Genomic DNA, 19,344 nt, shown 5'->3' with positions numbered 1-19,344 from the left:
TTTTTTGTTTCCGTCGTCAGGCCGGCTTGCGCAGCTCGGCCGCCGCGCGGGCCAGATCCTCGATCCGGCTCCACTCGCCGTTGACGACGAGATCGTCCGGCGCAACCCATGAACCGCCGACGCAGATCACATTCGGCAGGCCGAGATAGCCGGCTGCGTTGGTCGCGCTGACGCCGCCGGTGGGGCAGAATTTCACGTCGGCGATCGGGGAGGCGAGTGCCTTGAGGAAGGCTGCGCCGCCGGCCTGCTCGGCGGGGAAGAACTTCAGGAAGGTCAGGCCGACCTGTCTGGCGGCCATGATCTCGCCCGGTGTGATCGCCCCCGGCAGAAACGGGATGTCGCTGTCGGCAGAGGCTTTCAGAAGCTCCTTGGTGATGCCGGGGCTGACGATGAAACGCGAGCCGGCCTGTGCCGCGGCGTCGTATTGCGCAGGATCGAGGATGGTGCCGGCGCCGACGACGGATTCCTCGACCTCGCCCGCCACGCGCCTGATCGCTTCAAGGGCGTCCGGGGTCCGCAGCGTGATCTCGATGGCCTTCAGGCCACCCCGCGCAAGCGCACGGGCGAGCGGCACCGCCTGCTTCGCATCGGCGATCCTCAGCACCGGAATCACCGGCTGGCCGGCGAGCAGGGAAACCAGTTTTTCGGACTTGTTCGACATGGCAATCTTTCGACAATGCAAATTTCAACCGATTTAACATGGGCCGGATTGCAAGTCCATGAAGCCTGAAATCAGGCTCTGCCCAGAATGCGGGCGAGGCCGCTTTTCACGGCGCTCCACCAGCGCGAGACTGGTCCGGGAACGGTTTCGGTCAGCGCGGCTCGGGTTTTTGCGCCGACGATTCCGTCCGCCGCCAGGCCCCCGTCCTTCTGGAAACGGCGCACGGCTTCCCGTGTCGCAGGACCGAATTGTCCGTCTACCTGAAGCGGATAGCCCAGCCGAACGAGGCGGTTCTGGATATCCGCAACCGCCTCGCCCTTCGAGCCCAGCCGCAGCAGCGGGCCGGTGCCGGCAGGTTGCTTCGCGCCGGACGCCCGGCGGGCATAGGCGGCAGCCAGTTTCTTGTCGTAGGCGTTCTTCGCGTAGCCGGGGCCATTGTAGCCGCGCGCGAAAGCCTGCCAGTCGTGTGAGTTGAGCGCTTTGATCAGCCCGGCCTTGTCGATATAGCGCACCATGAGCCTGATCTGGCCGCCGGCACCTGAACGGGCTTCGGCCACAAGGGCCTGGACGTTGGCGAAGCCGAGCCACAGCCAGTGTGCGCCCATGACCTGGCCGATGCCCCATGAGGTCGATTCATAGGCCGCCCTTGCATCGATTTGCGTGGCTTTGCCCAGCAGGGCCCAGCGTCCTGCCTGTGTGGAGGGGTTGGCGATCGCGCCAGCCGCGGGCGCGGCAAGGCCGAGTTCGCGGGCGCGTGCCTGCTTGCTGCCTGTCAGGCGGCGATCGAAATAATGCCCCTCGAAGCGGATGAGCGGTTCGTTGCGCCCATTCACGACGGCAAACAGGCGACCGCCGCTTTCAACCTCCATGACGGCAAGCAGGGCGGCCGGCTCGATCCCGGCCAGCGCTGCCGCGGCATTCGCTTCTGTGATGACGGCATCGTTGAACATCGGCCCGACCTCTTTGCTGAAAACATTTTTTGGCGGGAGAAGTTTCGGCCAGATTTTCAGGGCGGGCACAAATCTCTTGCCGCGACAGCACATGCGGGGCTTCAACCAGCGGAAACGCATGGCTTTTCCGCATTGGTGGCCGTGGCGTGTCGGCATCTTGAATCCACGGCCCGGAAACGTTACGCCCGGCATCATGAACGAGACCATCGCCCCTGCGTCTTTCCGTGTCGCCGCCCTCTACCGCTTCTGCCGGCTGGAACGGTTCGGGGAACTGCGCGCGCCGCTTGCCGCCTTCTGTTGCGGGCGGGGCATCAGGGGCACCCTGCTTCTCGCGCGCGAAGGCATCAACGGAACGGTTGCCGGCACCGAGGCGGCGATTGCCGAACTGGTCGCCTGGCTCACGTCCCAGCCGGAGCTGACCGGCCTCGAAGTCAAATACAGCCATGCGGCCGAAATGCCGTTCCACCGCATGAAGGTTCGCCTGAAACGCGAAATCGTGACCATGGGGGTCGATGGCATCGATCCGCAAACGAGCGTCGGCACCTATGTCGCTCCATCCGAATGGAACGAGCTGATCTCCGACCCGGACACGATCGTCATCGATACGCGCAACGACTATGAAGTGGCGCTCGGCACGTTCAGGGGCGCGGTCGATCCGCGCACGGCTACATTCCGCGAATTTCCGGAATGGGTGGAGGAACACCGGGGTGAACTGGAGAATCGCAAGATCGCCATGTTCTGCACCGGCGGCATTCGCTGCGAGAAGGCAACAGCCTTCGTGAAGTCGCTCGGCTTCGACGATGTGTTCCATCTCAAGGGCGGCATCCTGAAATATCTGGAGGACGTGCCGGCCGAAGAAAGCCTGTGGGAAGGGGAATGCTTCGTCTTCGACGAGCGCGTTTCCGTGACGCACGGGCTGGAGGAAGGCGAGGCGGAACTGTGCCGCGCCTGCCGGCACCCGCTCACCCCGGCCGAACGCGCTTCTGCGAAATACAGCCCCGGCATCTCATGCGATTACTGCCATGACAGCCGCTCCGAGGAGGACCGGGCGCGCTATGCAGAGCGCCAGCGCCAGGTCGAACTGGCGGCGAGGCGGGGCAGGGAGCATATCGGAAGCTGATCCGTTTTTTGTGCGGGCTTGCGTGACCCGCGTCATTGTAATGACATGGTCGCCGCCCTACCTGTCCCCGACAGGAAACCGCCGACCGGGATGAGGGCGTTAACGCAATTCCGAACGGAAACCGGGTTTCCAGATGTCCTGAAATTGCTCCAGCGGAGGTGCCGATGTTCGATCCCAAGAAACTTCTCGACGACCTTCTCGGCTCGCAAGTGCCCGGAACCACCGGTACCGTGCGCGACAAGGCCGGGCAGGCCGTGCAGATGGCCAGGGACAATCCACTCGCGGCCGGCGCAATCGCAGCGGTTCTTCTGGGCACCCAACCGGGCCGCAAGGTAGGCGGCGCGGCGCTCAAGCTGGGCGGTCTGGCCGCCATCGGCGGGCTCGCCTACAAAGCCTATCAGAATTACCAGAACGGCAGGCAGCCGGCTGAACCCGCACAGGCCGACGAACAGGTTCTGCTGCCCCCGCCCGAGGATACCGAATTCCATCCCTCGCAGGCCCCGCAGGGCGAGGCTGAGTTCGCGCTGACGCTGGTGCGCGCCATGATCGCGGCCGCCAGGGCCGATGGCCGGATCGATGACGACGAGAAGCGGCGCATCGGCGAGAAGCTCAGCCTGTCGGGGCTGGATGCCGAGGCCGAAAGCTTCCTCAAGGCAGAACTGGAATCGCCGCTCGACCTCGACACGCTGGTGGCGGCCGCCAGAACCGAAGCGCAGAAGGTGGAGCTTTACACCGCCTCGCGTCTTGCCGTCGATGCCGACACGCGCGCGGAACGCGGCTATCTCGATCTGCTGGCCGGGCGCCTCGGTCTGGCGGATCAGCTTGTCGATCACATCGAGGCGACGGTCACGTCGTCCGGCGCCCCGCAGCCGGCACCGGTCCCCGGCTCGCCCTGGTGACGTTGTAGCCGTTAAGGTATTGTTAACCCTGCAGGAGCAGGATTGCACACAGGCGAAGTGCCTTCCTCCTCCCGGGCGCTGTACGCAAATTGGGGCGGTCGCGAATGACCGCCCTTTTTGTATGCTTGCCTTGACCTTCGGCATTTGCGATTCCCTCTGCCAGTCTGGAGGAATTGGCATGACAATAAAGGGAACGGCCGTCGTCACCGGCGCAGGCTCCGGCATCGGCAGGAGCGTGGCGCAGGCTTTGTTGCGCGATGGCTGGAACACGGTGTTCTGCGGTCGCCGCAAGGAACCGCTGGACGCAGCCGTGCGTGAAGTCGAGGGCGCCGAGGCAAAAGGTCTCGCGGTTTCCTGCGATGTGACCGTGCCCGAACAGGTCGAGGATCTTTTTGGTGTCGCGGTCGAAGCCTTTGGTCGGATCGATCTCCTGTTCAACAACGCCGGGATGGGCTGCAAGGCTGCGCCCATCGACGAAATTCCGGTCGAAAGCTGGAACGAGGTGGTGGGTGTCAATCTCACAGGCTCCTTCCTGTGCGCCCGTGCTGCCTTCGGGGCCATGCGACGGCAAAGCCCGATGGGCGGCCGCATCATCAACAACGGATCGATCTCGGCTCACGCGCCGCGGCCGGGTTCCGTGCCCTACACCACCACCAAGCATGCCATCACCGGACTGACCAGGACGCTGGCGCTGGACGGACGGCCCTTCGACATTGCGTGCGGCCAGATCGATATCGGCAACGCCCTGACGGAAATGGTAGCGCCCATGGCGGCAGGCATCCCGCAGGCGGACGGCAGCATTGCCGTCGAGGCGGTGATGGATGTCGAGCGGGTGGCAGAGGCGGTCGTCTACATGGCCGGTTTGCCGCTCGACGCCAATGTGCTGTTCATGACGGTGATGGCGACGAAGATGCCATTCGTGGGCAGGGGATAAGCCCCGCTCTCCTGGGACATTTCTCAAGCCCCGCTGGTTCTTTCCCGCTGGCTGCTTTCCTGTGAGCCTTGTACGGTGAACAGGCAAGGAGAGACCATGGCCGACGAGCTGAGCAAATGGCAGCCGAGACCGCGCCCCGAGCGCCGGGTTCTGGAAGGCCGAACCGTGAGGCTGGAGCCGCTGGATGCCGCCCGCCATGGGGACGAACTGTTCGAGGCGTCTTCGGTGCCGGATGCCGCATTGCGTTTCGCCTGGCTGCCGGAACTGCCGCCGCAGGACCGCGCATCCTTCCAGCCATGGCTGGACAAGGCGGTGGCGAGTCCCGATCCGCTGTTCTTTGCGGTCATCGACAAGGCCAGCGGCAAGGTCGCGGGGCGTCAGACGCTGATGCGCATCGATCCGGCCAATGGCGTGGCGGAGATCGGCAATATCTATTGGGGGCCGCTCGTGGCGCGCAAGCCGGCGGCCACCGAAGCGCAGTTCCTGTTCGCGTCCCATGTCTTCGACGATCTCGGCTATCGCCGTTACGAATGGAAGTGCAACAACGCCAACGAGCCGTCGAAACGTGCAGCAGAACGTTTCGGCTTCCGTTTCGAGGGCATTTTCCGCCAGCATATGGTGGTCAAGGGCGCGAATCGCGACACCGCGTGGTATTCGATCATCGACAAGGAATGGCCGGCGCTGAAAGGCGCCTATGAGGCATGGCTCGATCCTTCGAATTTCGACGGGGAGGGCCGGCAGGTGAAAAGGCTGGAAGAGTTCCGCGCCGCGTCCGGCGCCTGAAAGGCATCGCTCCCATGGCGCATTCGCACGATCATGACGGCCACGACCATGGGACGCACGATCACGGAGCGCATGGCCACGGCCCGACCGACAAGCGCCGGGTGATGATCGCAGCCTGCCTCACCGGCGGCTTCATGATCGCAGAGGCGCTGGGCGGCATCTTCACCAACTCTCTGGCGCTGCTTGCCGATGCAGGCCACATGCTCACCGACACGCTGGCGCTCAGCCTCGCCTGGTACGCATTCCACCTTGCCGAACGGCCGGCCACCAGCCGCATGTCCTACGGTTTCGGGCGGGTGAAGACCCTCGTCGCCTATACCAACGGTATCGCCATCTTCGTCATTGCACTGTGGATCGTCTACGAGGCGTGGCGGCGTTTCATGGAGCCGCCGCCTGTTCTCGGTGCGCCGATGCTGGTCATCGCCACGCTCGGCCTGCTGGTGAACATCGCCGGCTTTCTGATCCTGCACGGCGGCGACCGCGAAAGCCTCAACATGCGCGGCGCGATCCTGCATGTGGTCGGCGATCTGCTCGGTTCCGTGGCGGCGATTGCCGCTGCGCTCATCATCCTCGCCACCGGCTGGAACCCGATCGATCCGATCCTGTCGGTGCTGGTGGCCGTCATCATCCTTTCGACCGCGTGGCGGCTGATGCGCGAGGCTGCGCATCTGCTTCTGGAGGGCACGCCCGAGACGCTCGACCGCGATGCGATTGCCTCCGATCTCAGGGCCAGCGTCGCCGGCGTGAGCGAGGTGCATCATGTGCATCTGTGGTCTCTGGACGGCTCGAAGCATATGGCCACGCTCCACGCGCGTCTGGACGAGGGGGCCGACCCCCATGTGGTCGTCGGCGCCATCAAGGCCCGCCTGGCTTCGGAGCATGGCGTGGAGCATGCAACCGTCGAAACGGAACTCGACCGCTGTGCGGACGGCGACGGCGATCATGACCAACACCATGGCCATTGCGGGCGCGACGTGGCAAAGCAGGCGCACCAACATTGAACAAGGCCGACATGCGTGCGGCCGCAGCCTGCCGAGGAACGACGATGGACCGTGAAACCAGACAGACGGCGCTCGCCACCTTTCTCATTCTCGCAGTATTCGGAACGTTCCTCTATTTCGTCCCGACCATCATGCTGGCGGTCGGAAACATCTCGCCGGTGCTCGGCGGCGTGTTCATGGGGCTGGTGCTGATTGCGCCGTTTGCGTTTTTCTGGCTCCGCTCCCGGAGCCGCAACGGCAGGTAAAGGCGCCCGATACGGGTCAGACGCTCAGGCTTGCCGAAAGCAGCGTCAGGCCGACAAGGAATATGAAGGCGGCCGCGCCGATCTCGATGGCGGTGTGAATGCGGTTGCCCAGCCTGCCGCCGCCGGCCAGAAGCACGGCCCAGTTCTTGGCCGTAACCGCCAGAACCGCCAGCGTCGAGACGGTGATGGCGGTGCCCAGCGCCATTGCCAGAACCGACAGGATTCCCGCCATCCACAAGCCGTTCAGCAGGGCGAAGGACAGGACGATCAGCGCCCCCGAGCATGGCCTGAGGCCGACGGCGGCCATGGCCGACCATGCGGTGCGCCAGTCGAACCGCTCGGATGCGAGAAGGCTGGGGTCGACGGCATGGGAATGGCCGCAGCTTGAGCACACCATTCCTTCCTCGTGATGATGTGCATGATCGTCATGACGATGCGCATCGTCATGATCGTGGTGGCCGTGGCAGCACTGGCCGTCAAGATGATGATGTCCGGTGTCGTGATCGTGATGCGCATGCGGGGCGCTTGCGGCGGAAAGGCTGTAGGCGGGGGCGGCGCCGATCATGCGCCTCACCACGGGACCGGCCTTCTTCCACAGGAGCCATGCGCCGAATCCGGTGACGAAGACGTAGCTCGCGATTTCGAGGAAGTGCGCGGCATTGGTCATGGACACGGACGTGCCGCGCAGCACGAAATAGGCGAGCAGCATGACTGCGATGGCAGTGGCCGCCTGAAGAAAGGCGGAGATGAAGGACAGGACGACGCCGCGGCGCAGCGCCACCTCGTTGGCCAGCATATAGGAGGAGATGACGGCCTTGCCGTGTCCGGGTCCGGCCGCATGGAACACGCCGTAGGCGAAGGACAGGCCGGCCAGCATCCACACCTGCCCGCTGTCGTCGCGCATGGCCTTCATGGCCGAAGACAGGGAGCGGTAGAATGCCTGCTGGTGCTGGTTGATCCACATCATCAGGCCGGAGAACATGCCGGTGGAGGGGATCACGGCTTCGTTGGCGCCGATGCCGAGCGAGCTTTGGGCATGGGCATGACCGGCGAAATGCGACAGCACGTAAGCGACGGCCAGCAGGGCGAAGGTCACGCGTATGAAGATCTTGTTCAAGGGCAGTCCTCACGCATGGCATTTGATTTCGAGCTTGGTCGCGAAGATCTTGCTCATGTCGGTGCCTGCCGGGTCGTTGAAGAATGCCTCGGTCAGCGTCTGCTGGTTCTCGGCCAGAGCGGTGTCGGGGTCGGGGCGAACCACCGTCCGCGTGCAGATGGAGGGCAGGCCGTCCACCGCCATGTTGGCGTCTTCGGTAAAGTCGATGGCTGTGTAGAAAGTAGGGTCGTAAACGCCGAGACGGATGTCCCCGGCAAGCTGGATCGGGGTCTCGGGTTCGGATTCGAACAGGATGATGAGCTGGTTGTTCTCGAAGTTGGCCATGATCGCGGCGGGCGGCTTCATCTTCACGTCCTTGCCGTCCACCGTGACGAGCTGGAAATAGTTGAAGTCGGCCAGCGAGGCGTGGATGGTGTTGGCCACCTCCTGCAACTCGTCGTCGTCGAGCCTGAGGTCGGCGTTGGCGTCGAATTCCATCAGCACGGTCGAGGAGAACAGGTCGTCGAAACGCCACAGGTGGCGCAGTGCCTTCACGGTCTGATGGTCGGCGCCGAGCACCACGTCGAGCCGGGCTTCCGCAAAGACATGCGGATGCACGCTTGCGGGAACGGTGCATGCGAGCAAGGCGGCCAGTGCGGCCCCCACCTTCGGCACTGTGCGTTCAAAGGGCATTTGAAGGTTCGTATCCCTGACTTGCTGCGAGCCCGAGGATTATCACAAAGCGGGCGAAAATGGGACAATGGCATGAAACCATGACAGAACCGTCATGGTGCTTCGCGTGTTCTGAACCAGTTGGCGAGATAGTCGACAAAAACCCGAACCTTGGCAGGCAGGTAGCGGCGGTGCGGATAGACCGCGAAGATGCCGCCGCCTTCCAGAACCCTGTCCTCCAGCACCGGCACAAGCCGGCCGGCTGCGATCTCCGGAGCGGCGATGAAATCCGGCAGGCCGGCGAAGCCGAGGCCGGAGACGGCTGCGGCGCGGGCGGCTATGGGGCTGTTTACCTCAATGGGCCCCGACACGGCCACGCTGATGGTGTCGCCGCCATCGCCCTTGAATGGCCAGTTGGACAGCCATCGCCCGTTGGTATCGATGATGCAGGGCATGCCGCCGAGGTCCTGCGGTTGCCGCGGGGTTGGGTGTGTGGCCAGCAGTTCCGGCGATGCGCAGATCATCACCCGGAACGGCGCAAGCTTGCGGGCGATGAGCGACGAGCTTTCCAGCCGCGAGATGCGGATGGCGAGGTCGAAACCCTCCTCGACCAGATCGACGAAGCGGTCGTCGAGCCTGATCTCCAGCACGATGTCGGGATATTCCCTGGCGAAGTCGATCAGCGACTGACCTATGGGGGCGTCGGCGAAGGTTCGCGGGGCGGACAGCTTGATGCGGCCGCGCACGTCACCAGATGTTTCGCGAACCGAATCAGCAAGGCTGTCGATCTCGCGCACGATCTCGGAGGCGCGCCTGTAATAGGTGTGGCCCGCCTCGGTGAGGGAGAACTGACGTGTGGTGCGGTTGAGCAGAAGCGCGCCCAGCTCGTCCTCCAGCTCGCGCACATATTTGGAAAGCAACGCCTTGGAGCGCCCTATCTTGCGGGCGGCTGCCGAAAAACCCTCGGCTTCCACCACATCTATGAATGCGCGCATGCGCGTAAGCGTGTCCATCTGGTCTTCCTTCCACCGGGGAACCCGGACAGCCATCGTCTCCAAACGTGAAACGATGATGGCAGGATTGTTCGATGCCGGTGATTTTTCAAGGCGGGCAAAGAATTCGGTTGATTGTGACAGGCACTGTTCCTATATCGCGCTTGCCCAAAGTCGCACGTGCCTGTGGGCGTCCCCCGGCTCCTCGAATGGCGAGGACAGTCGGGACGGTACCCGGGAAATAACGAGCCCGGTCGATCAAGTGGCCAACCGCATGATCGAGGACGCCTTGAAGCAACGACGGTGCGGGCCTTTCTGGTGTCTGCCGATCGTCCATAGATCGGGGTTACTGAAGAGGCACACCTTCATTGCCGGCAGTGCGGTTGGGATTTCCCATCCAAGCCAAGGCAGACAAAGCGAGCCGGAGCCGGGCAAGGCTTCAGCTCACCGCCGCGGAAAGGCGTTTCGGGGTTCCGGTGTCTCCACCGGCCGGCTCCCTGCGATTCCCTTCCCGCTTTGTCCACCGCGTTCATGCGAGGCCGCGCGCCCGCTCGACGCAGCCTTTGTGCGCGCCTTGTGGCGCGATGGAGAAAAGCCGATGGCCACCCAGCGTATCCTCGATTTCCTCGCCACCCGCCGTCCGAGCGGACCGTGCCTCGTGGTAGATCTCGATGTCGTGCAGGAGAATTATCGCGCCTTCGAGAAGGCGCTTCCCGACGCGCGCATCTTCTATGCGGTGAAGGCCAACCCGGCGCCGGAGATCCTGCGCCTGCTGGCCGGCATGGGCTCGTCCTTCGATACCGCCTCGGTCGCCGAGATCGAGATGGCGCTGGACGCAGGCGCCACGCCCGACCGCATCAGCTTCGGCAACACCATCAAGAAGGAGCGCGACATTGCCCGCGCTCACGATCTCGGCATCCGCCTCTACGCGGTGGACTGCGTCGAGGAGGTAGAGAAGATCGCCCGTGCGGCCCCCGGTGCCCGCGTGTTCTGCCGCGTGCTGACCGACGGCGAGGGCGCCGAGTGGCCGCTGTCGCGCAAGTTCGGCTGCGCACCGGCGATGGCCGTCGATGTGCTGCGCCGCGCCGCCGCGCTCGGGCTCGACGCCTATGGCGTGTCGTTCCACGTCGGCTCGCAGCAGACAGACCTCACGGCCTGGGACCGCGCGCTGGCCGATGCCGCCGGTGTGTTCGGCAAGCTTGCGGCCGAAGGCATCGTGCTCAAGCTCGTCAACATGGGCGGCGGCTTCCCGACCCGCTATCTCAGCGACGTGCCGGCCGCGCAAGCCTATGGGCAGGCGATCTTCGAGGCGCTGTCGAAGCATTTCGGCAACCGCCTGCCGGAAACCATCATCGAGCCGGGCCGCGGCATGGTCGGCAATGCAGGCGTCATCAAGTCCGAGGTGGTGCTGATCTCGAAGAAGGCCGACAACGACAATGTGCGCTGGGTCTATCTCGACATCGGCAAGTTCGGCGGCCTGGCCGAGACCATGGACGAGGCCATCCGCTACCCGATCGTCACCCCGCGTGACGGCGATGCGGTGGAGCCCTGCGTGCTGGCCGGTCCGACCTGCGATTCGGCCGATGTCATGTACGAGAAGAAGCCCTATCCGCTGCCCCTGTCGCTGACCATCGGCGACGAGGTGCTGATCGAAGGCACCGGAGCCTACACGACCACCTATTCGGCGGTCGCCTTCAACGGCTTCGAGCCTCTCCGATCCTACGTGATCTGACGGGCCATAAACCCGTCAGATCGTCCATACGCCGGTGAAGCTTCACCGGCGTATGGGTTCGCTCGTGGAAAATCTCCGCCTGTGAAGGATCGCGGACATGAACAACCTTGCCATCGCTACCCCTGATTTCGATCCCGCCGGTTTCGCCCGGAACCTGCCTGCATTCACCGTGGAAGCCGAACTGCCTGCCGACGTGGCGGCGCGGGAGGCTTTGCTCGACCGTGCCATGGGCGCGGGGCGCAAGCGCAAGTCTTCCGAGAAGCTGCGTCGCGGCCGCCTTCCGGCGGAAGGGCTGGCGCTGGTCGCCCGCTCGGCGGGCGGCATGCTGCTCGGCACCGTGCGCCTGTGGAACGTGACGCTCGGTCCCGGCGGCCAGCCGGCGCTGCTGCTCGGGCCGCTGGCCGTGGAGCCTTCGGTGAAGAGCGCAGGCATTGGCTCGGCGCTCATGCGCCATGCAGTCGCGCAAGCGCAACGTCTCGGCCATGGCGCGATCCTTCTGGTCGGTGACGAGCCCTACTACAACCGCTTCGGCTTTTCGTCCGCGCGCACCGGCGCGCTTGCCATGCCGGGTCCTTATGAGCGCCATCGCCTGCTGGCGCTCGAACTGAAGAACGGTGCGCTGGACGGTGCATGCGGGATCATAACCGCGTCCGGCCGCAAGCAGCGGAACGAACGGGTGCAGGCTGCCTGAACAAAAAAAGCCGCCTCGTCGGGCGGCTTTTTCTTTTTTTTTCGGACCGGCGTTTCGCGGGTCAGCCGATAAGCTGGCTGAGTTGCATGGCGATCGACATGTCGCCTTCGATCTTCAGCTTGCCGCTCATGAAAGCCATGGTCGGGTTGAGCTCGCCGGCCAGCAGCGACTCCAGATCGTCGAGCGACAGCTTGATGGTGCAGTCCGCCGGGCCGTCGGTGGTGGAGATGCTGGTGCCGTCGATGAGGATCACGCCGTCGCTGCCCGTGTCGAACTTGACGGAGCGGCTGAAGCCGGCGCTCTCGACCTGCGCCTTCAGCTTGTTTGCGATGTCCTGCACGCCCATGGTCTCTTCCCTTGAATTGTGCGCCTTTGCGCGGTTGCGTCTGCCGGGACAATGCCAGGCTCCATGCGGCGCGACCAGCGCACCGGTTGGCGCTTTTATAGGAGGTGTTTGACGTTTACGTCAACGTGATTTGAGCGGCGCGGGACGAAATCTCACGGCATGTCCGCGGTCGTTTCAGATGTGGACCCTGTCTGCGCTGCCGGTTTGCGACGGCGCCTGGAGTGATCGCGGATATCGTCCCTGGTCAGGAAGTCCATCTGTTCGATCAGCACCTCGTGAATGAGCTTGTCGCCGACACGCCGGTTGATGCTGTCGCGTATTCCGGCGCGAAAGCCGTCGAGATTGACCGCTGTGCGGTCGGACATATCGAATTGCGGGTTGGAATAGAGGTAGGAATAGACCTGATCGGCGAATAGCGCCGAAGGCGGCACCGACAGCCTGTTCAGCCTGGCCGGCTCGGCCGTGAACACCAGGCGGGCGATGAAGTATCCTTCCACCGCGGAATTGCGCACTATCGGAACGGTGATGAGGTCGGTTTTCACATAGTCGAGCCCGCCGAACATGGCCGGCGCCGGCTGGGCGTCTTCGGCCTTGCCGGAGTTCTGGAACGAATAGAACACCGCGCCGACCGTTGCGGCGCTGATCCAGAGAGCTGCGACGACAAACTTGATCATGATGACGGGATCGCCGGTGTCATGGCTGCGCCCAGCCGAAGCCGCCGGACGAATAGGTGCCGTCCGCCTCGGCGTTCTGGATCGCATCCTTCAGCAGATTGGCGACCTCGGTGACGGCATTGAGATGCGCCAGAATGGCCGCCTCGTTGCGCGCCAGTTTCTGGCGCAGGCGCTGCAACCCGTCGCGATGCTCGGCCAGATTTTCGGGGCGGCCGGATTTCATCACCCGGTTCAGCTCATAGAGATAGCGGCTCTTGCGGGCGTTCGATGCCTTGATGTCGAAGGCGGGGTCGGTGCGGATCGCGGCCGTTTCGGCTTCCACCGCCTCCTCGATGCGGCCGATGAGCGTGGCAAGGTTCCCGGCAGGGGCAGACATTCCAGGTCCGGGAGAGGAGGCAGGGGCGGGCAGGCCGGAAGTGAATTCGGAATATTCGTGCATGACGCGGCCTTACTTGCTGCGGGACTCTGGGAGGGTCTGACCGGCTTCGCCAAGCGAACGCACGACACGCATCTGGAGCTGGTGGACGAGCGACGAGGACATGTTGAGCTGGGCATTCAGCTCCGCCTTGTTCCGGTTCGGGGAAGCGGGTCCGGCCGCTTCGGCTCCCGCGCCGGAAAGATAGTGCGCAGAAGCCAGCGCTTTCGCTATACCGATGCCGCCGCGGTCGGCGACCGTGTCGGCAAGGCGCTCGGCCATCTGGGTCTTCCACATGTCGCCGGCAAAACCCTTGCCGTAGACACCTTCGGTGTCCTTCGGCAGCATGTTCTGGATGAAAGTCTGCAACACCATCGCCTCGAAGCGTCTGAAGCTTTCGCCGCCCTTTGCCGGTTCCGCTGCGCGCGCAGCCGGCAGGTTTGCGACCTCGAAGGAAGCTTCGCTGCCGCCGATGCGGTTCATCAGTTCGGCATGGGCTTTGCGGATGTCCTCGGGACCGGCCGCGCGGGCCACGTCGAGCACGATGTCGCTGGGGGGAGAGATCGCCAAGACAGGAGCCTTCTATCGTTGTTCCGATGCCGATCATGCCGCCGAAAGCTTGCCGCAGGCTGACGTGGCGTTCGTCACCTGCGCCTGTGCTTCTGCTCGATGAGGTCGAGCAGCATGCGTTCCGTGGACCGGCGCTCGTCCGTCTGGCGGGCGTCCCTGTAATCGCGCTGCACCATGTTGGCGCGCGCCGTGGCGGTTGCCAGCCGGGACGACTCGGCGCGGGCTTTTTCAAGCTCGGCATCGCAGCGGGCGAGGGCATCGGCGATCCGCCGGTGATAGACATCCGGAAAGAGCGCCGACAGCGAACCCGGTGCGTCGAAGCCGGCGGCAAGCTCCTCGGCTTCGCGTCTTGCCGAGGCGGCGTTGGCCAGATGCGTGGCGTGATGCATTTCGTGCAGCGCCCTGATCTGGTCCTGTACCCTGACGAGTTTCTTCAGGCGTCTGGTGCGCGGGGTCATGGATTATCTTGCCAGCGTCATGCCGAGGAAACCGTCGGCGAACAGGGAAAGCATGGTCGAGAAGGCGAAGTAGAACAGGATCAGCCCCCCGGCGATGACGAAGGGCAGGGAGATGAAGTAGATCGGTATCTGCGGCGTCAGCTTGTTGACGAAGCCGATGGTCAGGTTGACCAGTATGGCATAGGCGATGAAGGGGCTGCCGAGCCGCAGCACGAGGAAGAAGCTTTCCGAAACCGTATCGGCCACGTCGATCAGGGCCGATTGCGGGTTGAAGAAGACGTTGACCGGCGCGATCGAATAGGAGGCGACGAGCGCGCGGATCACTTCCAGATGGAAGTCGAATACGAACAGCAGGAGCAGCGCCGACAGCGAGATGAGAGCGGCGAGCGGACCTTGCGGGTCGGCTTCCTCGATCGCCGTGCCGCCCATGCTGTTGAAACCCATGAGCATCGCGATCGCCGTGCCGATGAAGCGCATCGCCTCCATGTAGAGCCGCGTCAGCGCGCCGATCAGCCCGCCGACGAGCAGTTCCGAAACGATCATCGGAACCATGACGGCCGGGCGCGTCCCGTCGACGAAGGGAAAGATGCGGTCCCACAGGAAGGTGAGCAGGGCCATGGTGACGGCGACGGCCGTGAACAGGCGCACCTGGACCGGCACGCGCACGCTGGACAGGCCCGGCATGATCATCAGGCAGGCGCCGATGCGGCAGAAGGCGAGGAATGCCGCCAGAATGGCGCCTTCGGCCAGCGCTGTCACGATATGGTCCCGAGCACCCTGATCTCGACGCCCCGCGCGATCTCGACATGGCTGAGCACCGGCAAGGTGGGGTAGAGGCGCTCGATGATCATGCGCACATAGGGCCGGGCGTCCGGCGCGGTGACGAGCACGAAGCGCTCGCCGGCCTCCAGATGCTTGCGGATCGCCTTGGTGGCATCCTGCCCGAACTCCTCAAGCTGGCGCGGGTCGATGTCGAACTCGCGGATTTCACCCTTGCCGTCGCGCTTGAGGCTCTGGTGAAAGGCGAGATCCCAGCGGTTGCCGAGCCGCAGCACCTTGAGCACGCCGCCTTCGGAGAGGTCGCCGCAGATCTGCTGCGCCATGCGGATGCGCACATGCTCGACGATCTGCTCGGTACGGCGCACATGCGGGGCGATCTCGGCGATGGCCTCGATGATGAGGTGCAGGTTGCGGATCGATACGCGCTCGGCCAGCAGCAGCTTCAGCACCGCCTGCAGACCCGGATAGGAAATGTGCGTGGTGCAGATCTCGTCGGCAAGCTTGCGATATTCCGGGTCCTGCCGCTCCAGAAGCGCCTTCATGTCCTTGTAGGACAGAAGCTGCGGCAGGTTGTTGCGAATGACTTCGGACAGGTGGGTGAGCAGCACCGACATGTTGTCGGCGTAATTGAGCTGCTCGCGCTTGAGGTCCTCGGCGAATGTTTCCAGAACCGAATAGGCACGCATGCCGAAGGCCGGTTCCTTCACCTCTTCTCCCGGTATGTCGGGCAGGTCGCGGCTGCCGAGCAGCACCATGATCTCGCCCACGCGCATCTCGTATTCGGCCACCACCGTGCCGTGGATCTTGATCTGGTAGCTTTTTGGCGGGATGGCGAAATCGTCGGTCAGCCGCACCTCCGGCACGACGAAACCGTACTGTTGCGCGAACTTCTTGCGCATCTTGCCCATCCGGAATGCGAGTTCCTGATGCGAGGTAAGCAGCCGTGTCGAAAGCTGCTTGCCGATCAGGAGCTCGATCTCGGCCGTGGCGAGCGACGACTTGACCGAGTTCTTTTCCTCGTCGGCCTTCGCGGCGGCTTCGCTCTGCCGGACGGCTTCCTCCGCCGCCTGCTGGCGCTTGTGCCGCTGCGGGATGACGTAACCGAGACCGGCCATTGCGCAGGCCAGAACCATGAAGGGAAACAGCGGCAGGCCCGGCATGAGGCCGAGCAGGGCAAGCAGCGATGCGGCGACGTAGAGCGCGCGCGGATAAGCGCCGAGCTGGCCGAATACGGCCTGGTCCGCCGATCCGCGCGTGCCGCCCTTGGACACCAGCAGGCCGGCGGCCAGCGAGACGATCAGCGCCGGAATCTGGGTGACGAGGCCGTCGCCGACCGAAAGCTTGATGAACACTTCGGCGGCCTCGCCCATGCTCATGCCGTGGCGCAGATAGCCGATGGCGATGCCGCCGACGATATTGATGGCGGTGATGATGAGGCCGGCGATGGCATCGCCGCGCACGAATTTCGAGGCGCCGTCCATGGAGCCGAAGAAGGAGGATTCCTCCTCCAGTTCGCGCCGGCGCAACTGCGCGGTCTTGTCGTCGATGGTGCCCGCGGACAGGTCGGCGTCGATCGACATCTGCTTGCCGGGGATGGCGTCGAGGGTGAAGCGCGCGCCGACCTCGGCGATACGGGTCGCGCCCTTGGTGATAACGATGAAGTTCACCACGATCAGGATCAGGAACACGATCAGGCCGATGACGAAGTCGCTCGACATGACGAGCCTGGAAAAGCCGGAGATGACGTGGCCCGCCGCGTGGGTGCCTTCGTTGCCGTGCGAGAGGATGACGCGGGTGGTGGCGATGTTGAGCGACAGGCGCAGCATCGTGGCGATCAGCAGGATGGTCGGGAACGAGGAGAAGTCGAGCGGGCGCTGGATCCACAGCGCGACCATGAGGATCAGCACCGACAGCGCGATGGAAAAGGCCAGCCCCATGTCGATGAGGAAGGCGGGGATAGGCAGGAACAGCACGGCGAGAATGACGACGATGCCGAGCGCGAAGAAGACGTCGCGCGCGTTGCGCGCGGGGGCGCCCGTCGAAATGCTTTCGCTGATCGCCATCGTCCGCCGCCGCCGTTCCCTGCACAAACTCTTCGCGAAGCTAGCCGCTCAAACTTGCGCGAAGATGGGGCGAACGGCGTCAGTGCAGGTCGATCGGACCCTTCGGGGTGACGATGGCCTGCTGGGCGCTGGTCTGGCGCTCGATCATGCGCCGCACGCGCGGGCGCTCGGCGCCGCTGTGCAGCGCGCGGATGCGTTCCGAAATCGCCGCATCGGCATAGGTGGCACGTGTGTTGTGGCGCACATATTCCAGCCAGGTCGGCGTGTGGTAGCTCTCGATCCAGATGTCGGGATTTTCGAGATCGCGCGCCAGCGTCCAGTTGCGCGCGCCGTCGCGCCGGCGGATGCGGCCACGCTCGGCCATCAGCTCGATGAACTCGGGCAGGTCCTTTTCCCCGATCACATATTCGATCATGATCGCAATCGGCCCGCTGCGGGGTTTCAGGTCCAGCGACAGCAGCGGTTCGGTCCAGCGGTTGAGCGGATCGAGGTTCATGGTGGTGAGTTGCGGCAACGGCACGGCGAAACCGATGGCGCCGCCGGCCAGCATCGAAATCGCGGCTGTAATCAGCGCGGCCTCGACGCCATGCGTTTCGGCCACCACGCCCCAGACCCAGCTTCCCAGCGCGATGCCGCCGAAGGTCGCGGTCTGGTAGATGGACAGGGCGCGGCCGACAACCCAGCGCGGCGTCGACATCTGCACCGTGACGTTGAAGTGCGACAGCGCCAGAACCCAGCAGGCGCCGCCGATCAGCAGGCCCGTGGCGGTTAGCCATGCATAGGAACTGAGCGCCGCGGTGAGGGAGCAGATCGAGAAGCCGAGGAAGGCGCAGCGCACCATGACCTCGCTGGACAGCATCTGGCGCAGGCGGCCGCTGATCAGCGCGCCGCCGACCGCTCCGAGGCCGAAGGCGCCCAGCATGATGCCGTAGGTCAGCGGACCGCCGCTGACCAGATCGCGCGCCACCAGCGGCAGCAGCGCCAGTATCGAGCCGCTGGTGAAGCCGAACACGGACGATCTCAGAAGCACCTTGCCGATATTGGGCGACATGGCCATGTAGCGGATGCCGGCGCCCATGGCGGCCCCCAGCGTCTCGCGCGGCAGCCTGGAGGGCGATACGTCGGGCTTCCAGCGGGCAAGCACGGTGAGCAGCGCGACATAGCTGGCTGCATTGACGGCGAAGGCGGCGGCGGCGCCGGCTGCCGCCACGATAATGCCGCCGATGGCGGGGCCGACGCTGCGGGTGAGGTTGAAGCCCATCGAATTCAGCGCCACCGCTGCCGGCAGATCCTCGCGCGGCACCATGTCGCCGACCGAGGCCTGCCATGAGGGGTTGTTGAGCGCCGTTCCGCAGCCGATCAGGAAGGTGAAGGACAGCAGCATCCAGGGCGTGATGAGGCCCTTGTAGGCGAAGATGGTGAGCAGGATGGAAATGACGAGCATGAAGCCCTGCGCAACCAGCATCACCTTGCGCCGGTCGAAGCTGTCTGCGATTGCGCCGGAGGCAAGCGAGAACAGCATGATGGGCAGCGCCGTCGAAGCCTGAACGAGCGCCACCATGTCGGAAGACGTCGTGATGGAGGTCATGAGCCAGGCAGCGCCGACGCTCTGGATCAGGCCGCCGAAATTGGAGGCGAGGCTGGCTGTCCATACGGCGCGGAATATTCCGTGCCTGAAAGGGGCGAGGGTTGAGCTTCTCTGCGTGCCGTTGTCGTCGTCGATCAAGCGTTTCGCTCCGCCGTGAGGCGGACCTTTTCACAATCGGGATTGCCCATGGTCGAATATATTGGGCGCAAATCGTTTCGGAGAAGTTTGTCCCTAACAAGGGTGCGTCGCGCCGCCGTGTCAAGTGTCGGCGCGAGTGAACCGGTGCGGGATGGTGTGCTGGACCAGAGCATTTTGCAGTCAGACGGCATCGCCTGACGTCGCACAAATGCGCCGAAAGCAAACAGATAGAGCGGCAGCCCGGATCTGTCCGGGCGTCCGCCGTTCTAGAAGCCGTGCTCGACGCGTTCGAAGATGACGTTGGCGAAGGCGGAGATCTGGCTGCCGACGAAGGGGCCGGACAGCGCCACCACGAGCATGATGGCGACGATCTTGGGAACGAAGGTGAGGGTGATTTCCTGAATCTGGGTCAGCGCCTGCACCAGCGCGATGCCGATGCCGACGACCATGGCGACCAGAACTACGGGCGCAGCGGCGACGAGCACCGTCCACACCGCATATTGCATGATGTCGAGCGCATCGGCCTCATTCATGGT

Annotated in this window: 22 protein-coding genes; 8 read left to right on the top strand and 14 right to left on the bottom strand. The window is 64.4% G+C overall.

The features are described from left to right. Positions 1 to 16: 16 nt before the first annotated feature. Both DES43_RS12805 and DES43_RS12800 read right to left on the bottom strand, forming a co-directional pair. Positions 17 to 661: a 2-dehydro-3-deoxy-phosphogluconate aldolase gene (locus tag DES43_RS12805; RefSeq protein ID WP_035024290.1), complete on the bottom strand. Its 645-nt coding sequence runs from the start codon at positions 659 to 661 to the stop codon at positions 17 to 19. A 71-nt stretch (positions 662 to 732) separates the two neighbouring features. Next, positions 733 to 1,611 (bottom strand): N-acetylmuramidase domain-containing protein, encoded by an 879-nt coding sequence (locus DES43_RS12800; protein ID WP_035024603.1) that lies wholly within the window; start codon positions 1,609 to 1,611, stop codon positions 733 to 735. 193 nt (positions 1,612 to 1,804) lie between these two features. Between DES43_RS12800 and trhO the strand changes: the two genes are divergently transcribed. From trhO to DES43_RS12770, 6 genes are all read left to right on the top strand, one after another. Beyond that, entirely contained in the window at positions 1,805 to 2,731 is a 927-nt protein-coding gene (gene trhO, locus DES43_RS12795) for an oxygen-dependent tRNA uridine(34) hydroxylase TrhO (protein ID WP_035024601.1), read from the top strand. Positions 2,732 to 2,895: 164 nt separating this feature from the next. Further along, a complete protein-coding gene (locus DES43_RS12790; RefSeq protein ID WP_051520418.1) occupies positions 2,896 to 3,630 on the top strand; it encodes a tellurite resistance TerB family protein in 735 nt (244 codons plus the stop codon). A 178-nt stretch (positions 3,631 to 3,808) separates the two neighbouring features. Then, positions 3,809 to 4,564, top strand: coding sequence for an SDR family oxidoreductase (locus DES43_RS12785; RefSeq protein WP_035024285.1), 756 nt, complete (start codon positions 3,809 to 3,811; stop codon positions 4,562 to 4,564). Positions 4,565 to 4,660: 96 nt separating this feature from the next. Beyond that, positions 4,661 to 5,347 (top strand): GNAT family N-acetyltransferase, encoded by a 687-nt coding sequence (locus DES43_RS12780; protein WP_035024284.1) that lies wholly within the window; start codon positions 4,661 to 4,663, stop codon positions 5,345 to 5,347. Positions 5,348 to 5,361: 14 nt separating this feature from the next. Beyond that, positions 5,362 to 6,348: a cation diffusion facilitator family transporter gene (locus DES43_RS12775; RefSeq protein ID WP_035024283.1), complete on the top strand. Its 987-nt coding sequence runs from the start codon at positions 5,362 to 5,364 to the stop codon at positions 6,346 to 6,348. Then, positions 6,345 to 6,593, top strand: a complete 249-nt coding sequence (locus tag DES43_RS12770) for a hypothetical protein (protein ID WP_084496406.1) — start codon at positions 6,345 to 6,347, stop codon at positions 6,591 to 6,593. Before DES43_RS12775 ends, DES43_RS12770 begins: the two co-directional genes overlap by 4 nt. A 16-nt stretch (positions 6,594 to 6,609) precedes the next feature. Here DES43_RS12770 and DES43_RS12765 read toward each other — a convergent pair whose 3' ends face one another. The 3 genes from DES43_RS12765 to DES43_RS12755 form a co-directional block, all read right to left on the bottom strand. Next, the gene (locus DES43_RS12765) at positions 6,610 to 7,710 is read right to left on the bottom strand and encodes a nickel/cobalt transporter (RefSeq protein WP_035024281.1); all 1,101 of its coding nucleotides are present in this window, start codon (positions 7,708 to 7,710) and stop codon (positions 6,610 to 6,612) included. 9 nt (positions 7,711 to 7,719) lie between these two features. Then, positions 7,720 to 8,382, bottom strand: a complete 663-nt coding sequence (locus DES43_RS12760; protein ID WP_035024280.1) for a DUF1007 family protein — start codon at positions 8,380 to 8,382, stop codon at positions 7,720 to 7,722. Between the two features lie 92 nt (positions 8,383 to 8,474). Then, positions 8,475 to 9,374 carry a LysR family transcriptional regulator gene (locus DES43_RS12755; RefSeq protein WP_035024278.1) on the bottom strand — a complete coding sequence of 300 codons (900 nt, stop codon included), beginning with the start codon at positions 9,372 to 9,374 and terminating at the stop codon, positions 8,475 to 8,477. 577 nt (positions 9,375 to 9,951) lie between these two features. Between DES43_RS12755 and odc2 the strand changes: the two genes are divergently transcribed. Then, a complete protein-coding gene (odc2, locus tag DES43_RS12750; RefSeq protein ID WP_035024277.1) occupies positions 9,952 to 11,085 on the top strand; it encodes an ornithine/lysine decarboxylase in 1,134 nt (377 codons plus the stop codon). A 97-nt stretch (positions 11,086 to 11,182) separates the two neighbouring features. Beyond that, positions 11,183 to 11,776 (top strand): GNAT family N-acetyltransferase, encoded by a 594-nt coding sequence (locus DES43_RS12745; protein WP_051520417.1) that lies wholly within the window; start codon positions 11,183 to 11,185, stop codon positions 11,774 to 11,776. A gap of 61 nt (positions 11,777 to 11,837) precedes the next feature. Here DES43_RS12745 and DES43_RS12740 read toward each other — a convergent pair whose 3' ends face one another. The 9 genes from DES43_RS12740 to fliQ all read right to left on the bottom strand — a co-directional run bounded on the left by DES43_RS12740 (position 11,838) and on the right by fliQ (position 19,341). Then, positions 11,838 to 12,122: an SCP2 sterol-binding domain-containing protein gene (locus tag DES43_RS12740; protein ID WP_035024275.1), complete on the bottom strand. Its 285-nt coding sequence runs from the start codon at positions 12,120 to 12,122 to the stop codon at positions 11,838 to 11,840. Between the two features lie 152 nt (positions 12,123 to 12,274). Further along, entirely contained in the window at positions 12,275 to 12,796 is a 522-nt protein-coding gene (locus DES43_RS12735; protein WP_035024274.1) for a hypothetical protein, read from the bottom strand. 19 nt (positions 12,797 to 12,815) lie between these two features. After that, positions 12,816 to 13,235 carry a hypothetical protein gene (locus DES43_RS12730; protein ID WP_035024272.1) on the bottom strand — a complete coding sequence of 140 codons (420 nt, stop codon included), beginning with the start codon at positions 13,233 to 13,235 and terminating at the stop codon, positions 12,816 to 12,818. Between the two features lie 9 nt (positions 13,236 to 13,244). Next, positions 13,245 to 13,781 carry a rod-binding protein gene (locus DES43_RS12725; RefSeq protein ID WP_035024271.1) on the bottom strand — a complete coding sequence of 179 codons (537 nt, stop codon included), beginning with the start codon at positions 13,779 to 13,781 and terminating at the stop codon, positions 13,245 to 13,247. Between the two features lie 74 nt (positions 13,782 to 13,855). Then, entirely contained in the window at positions 13,856 to 14,239 is a 384-nt protein-coding gene (locus DES43_RS12720) for a hypothetical protein (RefSeq protein WP_035024270.1), read from the bottom strand. 3 nt (positions 14,240 to 14,242) lie between these two features. Beyond that, positions 14,243 to 14,998: a flagellar biosynthetic protein FliR gene (gene fliR / locus DES43_RS12715; protein ID WP_035024269.1), complete on the bottom strand. Its 756-nt coding sequence runs from the start codon at positions 14,996 to 14,998 to the stop codon at positions 14,243 to 14,245. Beyond that, positions 14,995 to 17,082 (bottom strand): flagellar biosynthesis protein FlhA, encoded by a 2,088-nt coding sequence (flhA, locus tag DES43_RS12710; RefSeq protein ID WP_035024268.1) that lies wholly within the window; start codon positions 17,080 to 17,082, stop codon positions 14,995 to 14,997. Before flhA ends, fliR begins: the two co-directional genes overlap by 4 nt. 79 nt (positions 17,083 to 17,161) lie before the next feature. Further along, a complete protein-coding gene (locus DES43_RS12705) occupies positions 17,162 to 18,808 on the bottom strand; it encodes an MFS transporter (protein WP_035024267.1) in 1,647 nt (548 codons plus the stop codon). 266 nt (positions 18,809 to 19,074) lie between these two features. Then, positions 19,075 to 19,341, bottom strand: a complete 267-nt coding sequence (gene fliQ / locus DES43_RS12700; RefSeq protein WP_035024265.1) for a flagellar biosynthesis protein FliQ — start codon at positions 19,339 to 19,341, stop codon at positions 19,075 to 19,077. Between the last annotated feature and the right edge of the window lie 3 nt (positions 19,342 to 19,344).

The organism is Aquamicrobium defluvii (assembly GCF_004363725.1).
Lineage (GTDB): Bacteria > Pseudomonadota > Alphaproteobacteria > Rhizobiales > Rhizobiaceae > Mesorhizobium > Mesorhizobium defluvii.
Note: the sequence above shows the minus strand (reverse complement) of the source record. Positions and strands in the feature narration are given on the sequence as shown.